This window comes from Streptomyces sp. NPDC111802 (genome assembly GCF_055634335.1).
Genome location: NZ_JBVKCZ010000022.1, coordinates 141,022 through 156,208, shown reverse-complemented (window position 1 = coordinate 156,208; position 15,187 = coordinate 141,022). Strand labels below are relative to the sequence as shown.

The window sequence follows — 15,187 nt, the reverse complement described above, 5'->3', positions numbered from 1 at the left end:
CCGATGGTTCAAGCACTCGACGAGACTGCTGTGGAAGGTAGGTCGGGGCGGTCTCGGTTTTCCTTAGACCTGCCCGGCTCCCCGAGGGCGCCCCCGGGCGTCCGCGCACGGCGTTCGTCGTGCCGTGCGCGGACGGGGCCGACGCGGGTCAGCGCCCCTCGGACTCCAGGGTCCGCAGCCACTCCTCCATGAGCCGGGCGGTCTCGTGGGACTGCCCGGCGATGAGGGTCTGGTGGGTGGCGTCGATCATGCGGGTGGTGTGGGCGGGCACGGGCGGCGCCTCGTCGCCGCGGTTCACCGCGGGCATGGAGGCGGTGCAGCGGATCAGCAGGCTCGGCACGCCGGTCTTGTAGCGTTCCGCGCCGCCCGTGGTCATCCGCAGGAACCACTGCGCCATCGCCGACAGCCGCGCGCTGTCGAGCTTCACGGCGGGCTTGTCCATGTCGGCGAGGTAGTTCTCGTGGAAGAGGTCCCAGTCGACGCCCTCCCCCGCCTTGTACTCCAGGCTGAGCGTGTCGAGCATGATCAGGCCCTCGGGCCGGATGCCCCAGGTCTCCTCCAGTACGCCCGCCGCGCGGTAGGCGAAGGTGCCGCCCATGGAGTAGCCGACGAGGACGAACGGTTCGCCCTCGCTGGCCAGCAGGGCGCTCTCGGCGATGAGCCGTACCGCGGCCTCGCTGTCGGCGGGCAGTGCCTCGCCCTCGGCGAAGCCCAGCAGGGGCAGCGCGCTGACGTGCCGGCTGCCGCGGAACGGTGCCGCCATCCGGGCGTACTGGTGCACGCCGCCGGTGGCGCCGGGCGCGCTGACGCAGATCAGCCGGGGCAGCGCGGACCCCTCGGCCAGGGTGACGGGCTGCGGCAGCTCCGGCACCTCGGCGGTGAGTTCGACCTGGGGACGGGTCGCGGCGACCGCCATCAGCAGCCGCATGGCCTCAAGGGTCTTGCCGTTCCTGACGGTGTCGAAGAACAGGTTGACCACCGAGTCCGGGGCGTTCTCGCGGGCGTTGGCGGTGAGCGTGCCGGGCCCGGCCGCGGCGCGGTTGCCGAGGGCGGCGAGCTGTCCCTGGAGCCACTGGGCGAGCCGGGCTGGTGTGCGGTGGTCGAACACGGCGGACGTCGGCACCCGCAGGCCGAGCGCCTCGCCGAGCTGGTTGCGCAGTTCCAGGGCGATGAGCGAGTCGAAGCCCAGGGTGAGGAACTCGCGGTCCGGGTCCAGGGGCCCCTCCTCGCGCCGCCCGAGCAGCACCGCGGAGGTTTCCACGATCAGGTCGGTCAGCGCCTTGTGCTGCTCGGCGGCATCGAGTCGGGCGAGCCGGTCGCGGAGGGTGGCGAAGGACCGGGTCGCGGTGGCGGCGGTGCGCCGGGTTCCCCGCAACAGGCCGCGCAGCAGGGGCGGTACGTCGCTCCCGGCGCGCGTCCGGTCGATGCGCAGCGGCACCAGGTGGGCCTCGTCGCGGGCGAGCGCGGCGTCGAACAGGGCGAGCCCGAATTCGAGGCCGAGCGGCGGGGTGCCGGAGCGTTCCATGCGCTGCAGGTCGGTCTCGGTCAGCCGCGCGGTCATGCCGGTGCGGCGGGCCCAGAATCCCCAGGACAGGGAGGTGGCGGGCAGCCCCTGGGCGCGGCGGTGCACGGCGAGGGCGTCGAGGTAGGCGTTGGCCGCGGAGTAGCCGGCCTGGGCCTGGCTGCCGAGGACGCCGGAGACGGACGAGTACAGGACGAACGCGGCGAGGTCCCGGTCACGGGTGGCCCGGTGCAGCTGCCAGGCGCCGTCGGCCTTCGGGCGCAGCACGGCGGAGACACGTTCCGGCGTGAGGGCGGGCAGCACCCCGTCGTCGAGGGCGCCCGCGGTGTGCACGACGGCGGTCAGCGGGTGCTCGGCGGGCACGGCGGCGAGCAGCGCGTCCACGGCGTCGGCGTCGGCGATGTCGCAGGCCGCGACGGTCACCGAGGCGCCGGCGGCGGTGAGTTCGGCGCGCAGCTCGTCGGCGCCGGGCGCGGCCTCGCCGCCGCGGGACGCCAGCAGCAGATGGCGTACGCCGTGCCGGGTCACCAGGTGCCGGGCGAGTTCGCCGCCGAGGCCGCCGGTGCCGCCGGTGATGAGGACGGTGCCGTCCGGGTTCCAGTCGGCGATACCACGGGCTGGCTCGGCCGTCTCGTCCTCGGTGACCCGGGCGAGCCTGGGCACGCGCAGCCGGCCCTCGCGGACCGCCCACTGTTCCTCCTCGGCCATCAGCACGGCGGGCAGGGCCATGGCGGAGGTGTCCGCCTCGTCGAGGTCGACCAGGACGAAGCGGCCCGGGTTCTCCGACTGGGCGGTGCGCACGAGACCCCAGACGGCGGCGGCGGCCGGGTCGGTCAGGTCGCCGCCGTCCGGGGCGACGGCGCCGCGGGTGACGAGCAGCAGCCGCGAGCGGGCGAGCCGTTGGTCGGCGAGCCACTCCTGGAGCAGCGTCAGGGTCCTCGCGACGGTGTCGTGTACGGCGTCGTGTCCTTCGCCGCCGGTGACGGAGACGAGGAAGCCGTGCGGGACGGGGCCGTTGTCGCCGTCCTCGCCGATCGCGGCGGCGAAGGTCTCGGCGTAGGCGACCACGCTCTCGCCCGCCAGGGCCAGGGCCTGGCCGAGGCCGTGCGTGTCGTCGCCGACGACGGCCCAGCGGGCGCCCGCGGGTGCCGTCAGGTCGCCCGGCGCGGGTTCCCACGCGAGGTGCAGCAGCGCGTCGCGCGGGTCGTCGGCCGGGGTGGCGGCGGGCCGGTCGGTTCCGGCGCGCAGGGTGAGGGTGCCGACGGTGACGACGGGGTCGCCCTCGACGTCCGTCGCGGTGATGGCGAGGGTGTCCGGTCCGGTGCGGACGATGCGGGCGCGCAGCACGGTGGCGCCGGAGGCGTGCAGGGTGACGTCCTGCCAGCCGAACGGCAGCGTCCGCTCATGGTTCTCCTCGCCCGCGTGGACGCCGGCGTGCAGTACGGCGTCCAGGAGCGCCGGGTGCAGTCCGAGGCCCTGGGTGCCGCCGGCCGGCTCGGGCAGCACGACCTCGGCGTAGGCGTCGTCGTCGAGCCGCCACACGCCGCGCAGCCCCTGGAAGGCGGGCCCGTAGTCGAGCCCGGCGCGGGCGTAGCGCTGGTAGATGTCGCTCACATCGACCTCGGTGGCGCCGGCGGGCGGCCACTCGGTGGTGTCGAGCGGGGCCGGGGTGACGGGGTCGCCGGAGAGGACGCCGCCGGCGTGCAGTTGCCAGGGTGCGTCGCCGCCGGCCGGGCGGGAGTGGAACCGTATGCCGCGCCGACCGTCCTCGTCGGCGGCGCCGACCCGGACCTGCACCTGGACGGCTCCGCTTTCGGGCAGCACGAGCGGGGCGGCGACGGTGAGTTCGTCGACCCGGCCGCAGCCGGCGGCGTCCGCGGCCCGCACGGCGAGTTCGAGGAATCCGGTGCCGGGGAAGAACACGGCCCCCGACACGCGGTGTTGCCCGAGCCAGGGCTGTGCGGACAGGGACAGGGTGCCGGTGAGGACCAGGTCGCCGGAGTCGGCGACGGTGACGGCGGCGCCGAGCAGCGGATGCCCGGTGGCGTCGAGCCCGGCGCCCGACACATCGGTGGTCGCGAGCGCGGCGGTGGGCCAGTACCGCTGCCGCTGGAAGGCGTACGTGGGCAGATCGACGACCCTGGCCCGGTCGTGGCCGCCCGATGCCGTCCAGTCCACGGGGACGCCGCGGACGAAGGCCTCGGCGAGTGAGGTGAGCACCCGGTGCGTGCCGTCCTCGCCGCGCCGCAGTGTGCCGACGGCGGCGGCGCGGGTGCCGGCCGACTCGGCGCAGGAGTGGACGGCGCCGGTGAGCACGGGGTGCGGTGAGCACTCGACGAACCGTGTGCAGCCCTGGTCCAGGAGCGCGCGCACCGCGTCGGCGAACCGCACCGTCCGGCGCAGATTGCGGTACCAGTACTCGGCGTCCATCGCGGCGGTGTCGAGGCGTTCGCCGGTGACCGTGGACAGCAGCGGGATCCGCGGGGCGCGGGGGGTGACGGGCGCGAGGTCGGTGAGCAGGTCGGCGTGCAGGTCGGCCACATGGGCGGAGTGCGAGGCGTAGTCGACGGTGATGCGCTTCACGCGGACGCCTTCGGTGGTGAGCCGGTCGAAGAACTCATCCAGCGACTCGGCGTCACCGCTGACGACGACGGCGTCGGGGGCGTTGACCGCGGCGAGCGACAGCCGGCCGTCCCACGCGGCGAGGCGGAGTTCTACGTCGGCGGCGGGCAGCGGGACCGCGATCATGCCGCCGCGTCCGGCGAGCCGGCGGGCGATGGCCCGGCTGCGCAGCGCCACGACGCGGGCGCCGTCGGTCAGGGACAGGGCCCCGGCGACGACGGCCGCGGCGATCTCGCCCTGGGAGTGTCCGACCACCGCGTCCGGGGTGACGCCGTGCGCCTCCCAGACCGCGGCGAGCGCGACCATGACCGCCCAGGTGGCGGGCTGCACCACGTCGACGCGGTCGAGGGTGGGGGCGCCGTCGGCGCCGCGCAGGACGTCGATGAGGGACCAGTCGGTGAACTCGGCGAGGGCGGCGGCGCATTCGGCGACGCGCGCGGCGAACACGGGGGACTCCTCCAGCAGCCGGGCACCCATGCCGGCCCACTGGGCGCCCTGCCCGGGGAAGACGAGCACGGTACGGCCCTCGCTGTCGGCGGTGCCGCGCACCATTCCCGCGGTCACCGTGTCGCCCGCAGCGAGCGCGTCAAGCCCGGCGAGCAGTTCGTCCCGCCCGGTGCCGACGACGACGGCTCGGTGCTCGAAGACGGCCCGGGTGGTGGCGAGTGAGTACGCGATGTCGGCGGGGTCGTGGTGGAGATCGGCGACGAGCGCGGCGGCCTGGCCACGCAACGCGGCGGGCGTCCGGGCGGACAGCACGAAGGGCAGCGGCCGTTCGGTCGGCGCGGGAGGTGCCGCGTCGTCCGTCGCGGGAGCGATGGGGTCGGCCTGTTCGAGGACGACGTGGGCGTTGGTGCCGCTGATGCCGAACGAGGACACGCCGGCCCGGCGGGGCCGCCCCGTGTCCGGCCAGGGGACGGCCCGGTCCAGCAGGGTCACCGGGCCGGTCGACCAGTCGACGTGCGACGAGGGTGTCTCGATGTGCAGGGTGGGCGGCAGGGTGCCGTGGCGCAGGGCCATGACGGTCTTGATGACGCCGGCGACTCCGGCGGCGGCCTGGGTGTGGCCGATGTTGGACTTCACCGAGCCGAGCAGCAGCGGCCGGGCACGGTCGGGTGTGCCGAACACCGCCATCAGGGCCTCGGCCTCGATGGGGTCGCCGAGCGTGGTGCCGGTGCCGTGGGCCTCGACGGCGTCGATGTCGGCGGGCGTGAGTCCGGCGGTGGCGAGGGCCTGGCGGATGACGCGCTGCTGGGAGGGGCCATTGGGGGCGCTGAGCCCGTTGGAGGCGCCGTCCTGGTTGACGGCGGAGCCGCGGACCACGGCGAGGACGCGGTGGCCGTGGCGTTCGGCGTCGGACAGCCGCTCGACGACGAGGACGCCGGCCCCCTCGGACCAGCCGGTGCCGTCGGCGGCGTCGGAGAAGGCCTTGCAGCGGCCGTCTCCGGAGAGGCCGCCCATGGCGGTGAAGCCGGAGAAGCTGGAGGAGCTGGTCATCACGGTGACGCCGCCGACCAGGGCGAGTTCGCACTCGCCGCCGCGCAGCGCCTGGGCGGCCAGGTGGAGGGAGACCAGTGAGGAGGAGCAGGCGGTGTCGATGGTGGCCGCCGGGCCCTCCAGGCCGAACACGTAGGCGATCCGGCCGGACATGACGCTGGCCGCGAGGCCGGTGCCGAGGTGGGTCTCCATGTTCTCGGCGGACCGGGCGACGAGTTCGGCGTAGTCCTGGCCGTTGGTGCCGACGAAGACGCCGGTGCGGCTGCCGCGCAGCGTGTGCGGGTCGATGCCGGCCCGTTCGAAGGCCTCCCAGGTGGTCTCCAGCAGAACACGCTGCTGCGGGTCCATCGCGAGGGCCTCGCGCGGGCTGATCCCGAAGAACTCGGGGTCGAACGCGGCCACGTCGTGCAGGAACCCGCCCTCGGCGGTGGCGCTGTGCCCACGGCCCGAGCCGGCCAGGACGTCGAGGTCCCAGCCCCGGTCGTCGGGGAACGGGCCGATGGCGTCCCGGCCGCCGACGACCAGTTCCCACAGGTCCTCCGGGGACCGCACCTCGCCCGGGAAGCGGCAGGCCATGCCCACGATCGCGAGGGGCTCGTCGGTGGCGGTCCGGCCGACGGGCAGCGGTGCGGGCGCGGGGACCGGTTCGCCGAGCAGCGTGTCGAGGAGATGCTCGGCGAGGGCCCGGGGCCGCGGGTGGTCGAAGAGCAGACCGGCGGGCAGCGGCAGGCCGGTGACGCGGGCGAGCCGGGTGCGCAGTTCCATCGAGGTCAGCGAGTCGAAGCCGAGGTCCTGGAACGGCTTGTCCGGCCGGATCGCGGCGGGGTCGGGATGGGCGAGGACGGCCGCGGCCTGGGTGCGCACCAGGTCGAGCAGCAGCGGCAGCCGCTCCCCGGGGGTGGTCGCGTGCACCCGGTCCCGCAGCGCACGGCGGGCCTCCTCACCGGCGGAGCGGGAGGTGCGGGCCGTGCGCAGGGCTTCCCGGCCGGCGGGGAGCGCGGCCAGGGCGGGCGAGGGGCGGAGGCTGAACAGAGCCTGGAGGAACGGCGGATGCTGGAGGTCGGCGACCACGGTGACGGGGTGCGGCTCGGCGACGAGCTCGGCGAGCGCGTGGAGGGCGGCGACGGGGTCCAGCAGTGCGGCTCCGGAGGACCGTTCGGTGTCCTGGAGTCCGGCGGCCATCCCGCCGCCGCCCCAGGCACCCCAGGCGACGGAGGTGGCGGGCAGTCCCTCGGCCCGGCGCCGCTGCGCCAGCGCGTCCAGCACCGTGTTCGCGGCGGCGTAGTTGCCCTGACCGGGGTTGCCGACCGCACCGGCCACCGAGGAGAACAGCACGAACGCCGACAGGCCGTGCTCTCGCGTCAGCTCGTCCAGCAGCAGCGCCGGTTGGACCTTCGCCCGGAAGACGTCCGTGAACCGGTCGGGCGTCAGCCCGTCCAGCACCGCGTCGTCGAGCACACCGGCGGCGTGCACCACGGCGGTGAGCGGCACGTCGGCCGGGATGGCCCCCAGCGCCGCCGACAGCTCCGCGCGATCGGCGGTGTCGCACGCGGCGACGGTCACCCGGGCGCCGAGCGCGGTCAGCTCGGCCTCCAACTCCTCGGCGCCGGGCGCCCGCCGGCCACGCCGGCTGAGCAACAGCACATGCTCCGCGCCATGCTGCGCAGCCCACCGGGCCACATGGCCGCCCAGCGCACCCGTACCACCCGTGATCAGCACCGTCCCGGACGGCTCCCACACGGGCGCCTGTTCCACACCCGGCACCGGCACGAAACGACGGCCGAAGGCACCGGCGCCCCGCACCGCGACCTCCTCCTCGTCACCGGGCGCGGCGAGGACGGCGACGAGCCGGCGCAGTGCGGGCTCGTCCGGTTCGCCGGGCAGGTCGATCAGGCCACCCCACCGGTCGGGGTACTCCAGTGCCGCGACCCGGCCCAGCCCCCACAGCGCGGCCTGCGCGGGATCGGCAGGGCCGTCCGAGGGACCGGTGGTGACGGCGCCGCTGGTCAAGGCCCACACGGGCGCGGAGAGTCCGGCGTCGTCCAGGGCCTGGAGGAGCAGCGCCGTCCCGGGCGCCCCGGCGGGGACGTCGCCGGGGAGCGTGGTGGTGTCGGCGGCCAGCAGCGACACGACACGGGTGACATGAGGTGTGCCGACATCGTCGGGCGCGAACTGCCGTAGTCGCTCGGCGAGTTCGGTGCGGTCGGCGTTGTCCGCGACGAGCGTCGCGGTGTCGGGGCCGAGCGCGTCGATGACAGCGCGGGCCCACGGCGCTACGGCTCCGTCGGCGGGCAGGACCGCGAGCCAGGCGCCGTCGCGGCGTCCCGGTGCCGGGGTGGTCAGCGGCTGCCAGGTCTCGCGGTGCCGCCAGGAGTCGACGGTCGTCCGCACCCGGCTGCGGCTTCGCCAGGAGGACAGCGCGGGGACGATCGCTTCGAGCGCGTCCGGTGCCACGTCGAGGCGTCCGGCGAGGGCCTGGATGTCCGCGCGCTCCACGGCCGCCCAGAACTCGGCGTCCACGCCGGACCCCTGCGGTGCCGCTTCGGCGGCCTCGGGCCAGTACCGGGCCCGCTGGAAGGCGTAGGTGGGCAGATCGACGCGGCGGGCGCCGGTGCCGGCGAAGAGGGCGGGCCAGTCCACCGGGACGCCGCAGGCGTAGAGCCGGGCCAGCGCAGTCACGGCGGCCGTCTCCTCATCACGGTCCCGCCGCAGCAACGGCACGGCCGTCTCGACAAGCGGCGTCAGGACGGCATCCGGCCCGATCTCCAGGAAGTGCCGCACCCCCGCGTCAGCGAGCACACGGACACCGTCACCGAACCGCACCGTCTCCCGGACGTGCCGCACCCAGTGATCCACGGAACGTCCGTCACCGCCGGACAGGCTGGACACCAGCCGCAGGGCAGGCTTACCGAAGGAAAGACCGGCGATGGCAGAGCGGAACTCCTCCAGCATCGGGTCCATCAGCGGGGAGTGGAACGCATGACTCACCGACAGCCGTGACTGCCGCCGCTCCCCCAGCGCCGCCAGGACCCGCTCGACACCCCCCTCGGTGCCCGAAAGCACCACGGCACGCGGCCCGTTCACCGCCGCCAGCGCCACATCGGCACCGAGATGCGGCACCACCTCGTCCTCGGCCGCCTCCACCGCGACCATCGCACCACCCTCGGGCAACGCCTCCATCAACCGCGCCCGCGCCGCCACCAGCACACACGCATCCCGCAACGACAACACACCCGCCACATGCGCCGCCGCGATCTCACCCACCGAATGACCGGCGACATACTTGGGCCTGACCCCGAACGACTCGACGAGCCGGTACAGCGCGACCTCTACAGCGAACAGCGCCGGCTGCGCGACACCCGTACGCTCGAGCGCGGCCGCGTCCTCGCCCCACATCACCTCCCGCACTCCGGGACCGAGTTCGTCGAGTACGGCGTCCAGGGCATCGGTGAAGGCGGGAAACCTGCCGTACAACTCCCGGCCCATGCCCAGCCGTTGAGCTCCCTGACCGGAGAACAGCACGGCGAGCGGGCCTGGTTCGGCCACCGCCCGCGCGGCCTCGGTGAGTCCGTCGGCGGTGGCGAGCAGGACGGCACGGTGGGGGAAGGCGGAGCGGCCGACGGCCAGGGAGTGGCCGATGTCCACGGGCGCGTGGCCCTCCGCGTGGGCGCGGATCCGTTCGAGCTGGTCGTCCAGCGCGCCCTCGCCGGTGGCCGTGACGGGCCAGGGCACCACGCGCGGGACGATGGTCACCGTCTCCGGCTCCTCGGCGGCCGGCTCCGGCGCCTCTTCGAGGACGACGTGGGCGTTGGTGCCGCTGATCCCGAAGGACGACACGCCCATGCGGCGCGCGTGCCCGGTGTCGGGCCAGTCGGTGTTGGCGGTGGCGATCTCGACGGCGCCCATGGACCAGTCGACGTGCGAGGAGGGCACGTCGGCGTGCAGGGTGCGCGGGACGACGCCGTGCCGCAGGGACAGGACCGCCTTGATGAGTCCTGCGGCACCGGCTGCGGCCTGGGTGTGCCCGATGTTGGACTTCACCGACCCCAGCAGCAGCGGCCGTTCACGGTCCTGACCGTAGGTGGCGAGCAGCGCCTGCGCCTCGATCGGATCGCCCAGTCGCGTCCCGGTGCCGTGCGCCTCCACGGCGTCCACCTCGGCCGGCTTCAGCCCCGCCGACGCCAGCGCCTGCCGGATCACCCGCTGCTGCGAGGGACCGTTCGGCGCCGTCAGCCCGTTGGAGGCGCCGTCCTGGTTGACGGCGGAGCCACGCACGGTGGCGAGGACCGGATGCCCGTGCCGCACGGCGTCCGAGAGCCGTTCGAGTACGAAGACGCCGACGCCCTCCGACCAGCCGGTGCCGTCGGCGTCGTCGGAGAACGCCTTGCAGCGGCCGTCCTCGGCGAGGCCGCCGTGGTGGCGGAAGCCCGCGAAGGCGGCGGAGGTGGTCATCACGGTGACACCGCCCGCGAGTGCGAGGGAACACTCACCGCTGCGCAGCGCCTGCGCCGCCAGGTGCAGCGACACCAGCGAGGACGAGCACGCCGTGTCCACGGTGACCGCGGGGCCTTCGAGGCCGAAGACGTAGGCGAGTCGGCCGGAGATGACGCTGGCCGCGAGCATGACGCCGCGGCCCTCCATGTCCTTGGCGCGGGCGAGGAGGTGGTGGTAGTCGACGGCGTTGCTGCCGACGAACACACCGGTGCGGCTGCCGCGCAGCGAGGTCGGGTCGATGCCGGCCCGTTCGAACGCCTCCCAGCCGGTCTCCAGCAGCAGCCGTTGCTGCGGGTCCATGGCGACGGCCTCGCGCGGGCTGATGCCGAAGAACTCGGGGTCGAAGTCGGCGGCGTCGTGCAGGAATCCACCCTCGCCCTGGATCTCCCAGCCACGGTCGGTGGGGAAGGCGGAGATGGCGTCGGTGCCGGAGGCGACCAGTTCCCACAGCTGCTCGGGGGTCTGGACGCCGCCGGGGAAACGGCACGCCATGCCGACGACGACGACCGGGTCCTCGGCGGTGTCGGCGGGCTCGGCGGCGGGCAGCGGGCCGTCCGACTCGTCCTGGCTGCCCAGGAGTTCGGCGACGAGGTGCTCGGCGAGGGTGCGGGGCCGGGTGAAGTCGAAGAGCAGGCTGGCGGGGAGCGAGAGACCGGTGGCGCGGGCGAGCTGGTTGCGCAGCTCCATCGACGTCAGCGAGTCGAAGCCGATGTCGTGGAAGGCGCGTTCGGCGTCCACGGACTCCGCTCCGACGTGGCCGAGGACGCCGGCGGCGTAGGTGCGGACCAGGTCGAGCAGGAGGGGGACACGCTCGTCCTCGGGGGCGGCGTACACCTTGCGGCGCAGGACGGAGGCGGCGGAGCGGGTGTCGTCGCGGAGCCTGCGGGCCTCGGTGCGGGCCTCCTCGGCGGCGGGCAGGGCGCTGAGGGAGGCGCAGGGCCGGATGCTGAACAGCATCCGCAGGGTGTCCTGCTGCTGGAGGTCGGCGACGACGGTCAGGGGTGCGGGGTCGACGGCGAGTTCGGCGAGCACACCCAGCGCGAGCCCGGGTTCCAGGGCGGTGGTGCCGGTCTCGCGCAGCGCGTCGGTCATCCCCGCGGCCATCCCGCCGCCGTCCCAGGCGCCCCAGGCGACGGAGGTGGCGGGCAGTCCCTCGGCCCGGCGCCGCTGCGCCAGTGCGTCCAGCACGGTGTTCGCGGCGGCGTAGTTGCCCTGACCGGGGTTGCCGACCGCACCGGCCACCGACGAGAACAGCACGAACGCCGACAGACCGTGCTCCCGGGTCAGCTCGTCCAGCAGCAAGGCGGGGCTGACCTTGGCACGGAACACGGCGCCGAAGCGCTGCGGGGTGAGGCCGTTGAGCACGGCGTCGTCGAGGACGCCGGCGGCGTGGACCACGGCGGTGAGCGGGACGTCGGCCGGGATCGCCTCCAGCGCAGCCGAGAGCTCGGCGCGGATCGCCGTGTCGCACGCGGCGATGGTCACCCGCGCGCCGAGCGCGGTCAGCTCGGCCTCCAAGTCCTCGGCGCCGGGCGCCTGTCGGCCACGCCGACTGAGCAGCAGCAGGTGCTCCGCGCCATGCCGGGCCGCCCACCGGGCCACATGAGCGCCGAGCGCACCCGTACCACCCGTGATCAGCACGGTCCCGGACGGCTCCCACACCGGAGCCTGTTCCGCACCCGGCGCCGCGACAAGACGACGGCCAAGGACACCGGTGCCCCGCACGGCGACCTCGTCCTCCTCGCCGGAGCCGGACAGGTGGGCGGTGAACCGGCGCAGTGCGGCCTCGTCCGGTTCCCCGGGCAGGTCGATCAGGCCACCCCACCGGTCGGGGTACTCCAGTGCCGCGACCCGGCCCAGGCCCCACAGCGCGGCCTGGAGGGGCCGTACGGTCTCGTCGGGCGAGACGGCGACCGCGCCACGTGTGGCGGCCCAGATCCGGGTGCGGATCCCGGCGTCGTCCATGGCCTGCAGCAGTACGGCGGTGTCGACGAGGCCGACCGGGACGCTGGTCCACCGGGTGGCGTCGGTCCCGGCGAGCAGGGAGAGGACGCCGGTGAAGCGGGTGCCGTCGGCGGCGAGCCGGGACAGTTCCTCGGCGAGTTCGCCTCGCGCGGGACGCTTGCTCAGTCTGATGGACACGGTGTCGGGGCCGAGGGCGGTGGTCACGGCGTCCAGCCATGCCCCGTCGGTGTCGGGCCCGTCGGCGGGCAGGACGACCAGCCAGGTGCCGGACGCTCCGGCCGCCGCCGTGGTGCGCAGCGGCTGCCAGGTCTCACGGAACCGCAGCGCGTCGGACAGCGACCGGGCGCGGCGCTTGCTGCGCCAGGCGGACAGCGCGGGCACGACACCGCCGAGCGCCTCGGTGCCGATGTCCAGGCGAGCGGCGAGCGCTGCCAGGTCCTCGCGCTCCACGGCGGCCCAGAAGTCGGCGTCCACACCGTCGCCGTCACCGGACGGGAGCACGGCATCGGCCGGCTCGGGCCAGTAACGCTCGTGCTGGAAGGCGTAGGTGGGCAGATCGACGCGGCGGGCGCCGGTGCCGGCGAAGAGGGCGGGCCAGTCCACCGGGACGCCGCAGGCGTAGAGCCGGGCCAGCGCAGTCACGGCGGCCGTCTCCTCATCACGGTCCCGCCGCAGCAACGGCACGGCCGTCTCGACAAGCGGCGTCAGGACGGCATCCGGCCCGATCTCCAGGAAGTGCCGCACCCCCGCGTCAGCGAGCACACCGACGCCGTCACCGAACCGCACCGTCTCCCGGACGTGCCGCACCCAGTGCTCCACGGAACGTCCGTCACCACCCGCCAGGCTGGACACCAGCCGCAGCACGGGCTCACCGAAGGAAAGACCGGCGATGGCAGAGCGGAACTCCTCCAGCATCGGGTCCATCAGCGGCGAATGGAACGCATGACTCACCGACAGCCGCGACTGCCGCCGCTCCCCCAGCGCCGCCAGGACCCGCTCGACACCCCCCTCGGTGCCCGAAAGCACCACGGCACGCGGCCCGTTCACCGCCGCCAGCGCCACATCGGCACCGAGATGCGGCACCACCTCGTCCTCGGCCGCCTCCACCGCGACCATCGCACCACCCTCGGGCAACGCCTCCATCAACCGCGCCCGCGCCGCCACCAGCACACACGCATCCCGCAACGACAACACACCCGCCACATGCGCCGCCGCGATCTCACCCACCGAATGACCGGCGACGTAGTCGGGCGTGATGCCCAGGGACTCGACGAGGCGATAGAGCGCGACCTCGACGGCGAACAGGGCGGGCTGTGCGACACCCGTACGCTCCAGCGCGGACGCGTCCTCGCCCCACATCACCTCCCGTACCTCGGGCGGCAGTTCGGCCAGTACCTCGTCGAGGGCCTGCGCGAACACCGGGAAGCGGTCGTACAACTCCCCGCCCATGCCCAGCCGTTGTGCTCCCTGTCCGGAGAACAGCACGGCGAGCGGCCCGTCCTGTGTCTCGCCCCGGGCCACCTCGACCGGCTGGTCCCCCGCGGCGAGCAGCACCGCGCGGTGTTCGAAGGCCGACCGGGCGGTGGCCAGGGAGTATCCGACGTCCAGCGGCGGGCGGCCCCCGGCGTGGGCGCGGATCCGGTCGAGCTGTTCGTCCAGCGCGTCCTCGGTACGGGCGGACACGAGCCAGGGCACGACACCGGGGGTGACCGTGGACGGCTCCGGTTCGGCGGCGGCGTCGGCCGGTATGTGCTGCTCCACGATGACGTGGGCGTTGGTGCCACTGATACCGAAGGACGACACGCCGGCACGGCGCGGATGCCCGGTGTCGGGCCAGTCGGTGGCGGAGGTGAGGAGTTCGATCGCGCCCTCGGTCCAGTCGACGTGGCTGGAGGGGCGGCCGACGTGCAGGGTGGCCGGCAGGACGCCGTGCCGCAGGGACATGACGGCCTTGATGAGTCCGGCGGCACCGGCCGCGGCCTGGGTGTGCCCGAGGTTGGACTTCACCGACCCCAGCAGCAGCGGCCGTTCACGATCCTGACCGTAGGTGGCGAGCAGCGCCTGCGCCTCGATCGGATCGCCCAGCCGGGTCCCGGTGCCGTGTGCCTCGACCGCGTCCACATCGGCGGCCGACAGCCCCGCCGACGCCAGCGCCTGCCGGATCACCCGCTGCTGCGAGGGACCGTTCGGCGCCGTCAGCCCGTTGGACGCACCGTCCTGGTTGACCGCGGAGCCCTTGACGACGGCCAGGATGCGGCGGCCGTTGCGCACGGCGTCCGAGAGCTTCTCCAGTACGACGACGCCGATGCCCTCCGACCAGGTGGTGCCGTCGGCGTCGTCGGAGAAGGCCTTGCAGCGGCCGTCGGCCGCGAGGCCCCCTTGGACGTCGAAGCCGGCGAAGGCAGCCGGGGTCGTCATCACGGTGACACCGCCCGCGAGGGCGAGGGAACACTCGCCGCTGCGCAGCGCCTGCGCCGCGAGATGGAGCGAGACCAGCGACGAGGAGCAGGCCGTGTCCACGGTGACCGCGGGGCCGACCAGGCCGAGGACATAGGCGACGCGGCCGGATATCACGCTGGCGGCCAGGCCGGTGCCGGCGTGTCCGGACAGGTCCTCCTTCGCGGTGTGCACGAGGCGGACGTAGTCCTGGCCGTTGGTGCCGACGAAGACGCCGGTCTGGCTGCCGCGCAGGGTCTGCGGGTCGATGCCGGACCGTTCGAACGCCTCCCACGACGTCTCCAGGAGCAGCCGCTGCTGCGGGTCCATCGCGAGTGCCTCGCGCGGGCTGATGCCGAAGAAGCCCGCGTCGAAGCCGCCGGCGTCGTCGAGGAAGCCGCCGCGGCCCTGAAGGTCCCAGCCGCGGTCGGCGGGGAAGGCGGTGATGGCGTCGGTGCCGGAGGCGACCAGCTCCCACAGCTGCTCCGGGGTCCGGACACCGCCGGGGAAACGGCAGGCCATGCCGACCACGGCGACCGGCTCGTGGCGCCCCGACTCGGCCTCGTCGAGACGCCGCCGGGTCTCGTGCAGGTCAGCGGTGACGTACCTGAGGTACTCGACGAGTTTTGCTTCGTCCGGCATGGTCAATGC

The 15,187-nt window shown here is 74.5% G+C and carries 1 protein-coding gene; it reads right to left on the bottom strand.

Annotated elements, in window-relative coordinates; translation table 11 throughout:
• Positions 1–148: 148 nt before the first annotated feature.
• Positions 149–15,184, bottom strand: a complete 15,036-nt coding sequence (locus ACZ7NC_RS24565) for a type I polyketide synthase (protein WP_471491245.1) — start codon at positions 15,182–15,184, stop codon at positions 149–151.
• Positions 15,185–15,187 lie beyond the last annotated feature (3 nt).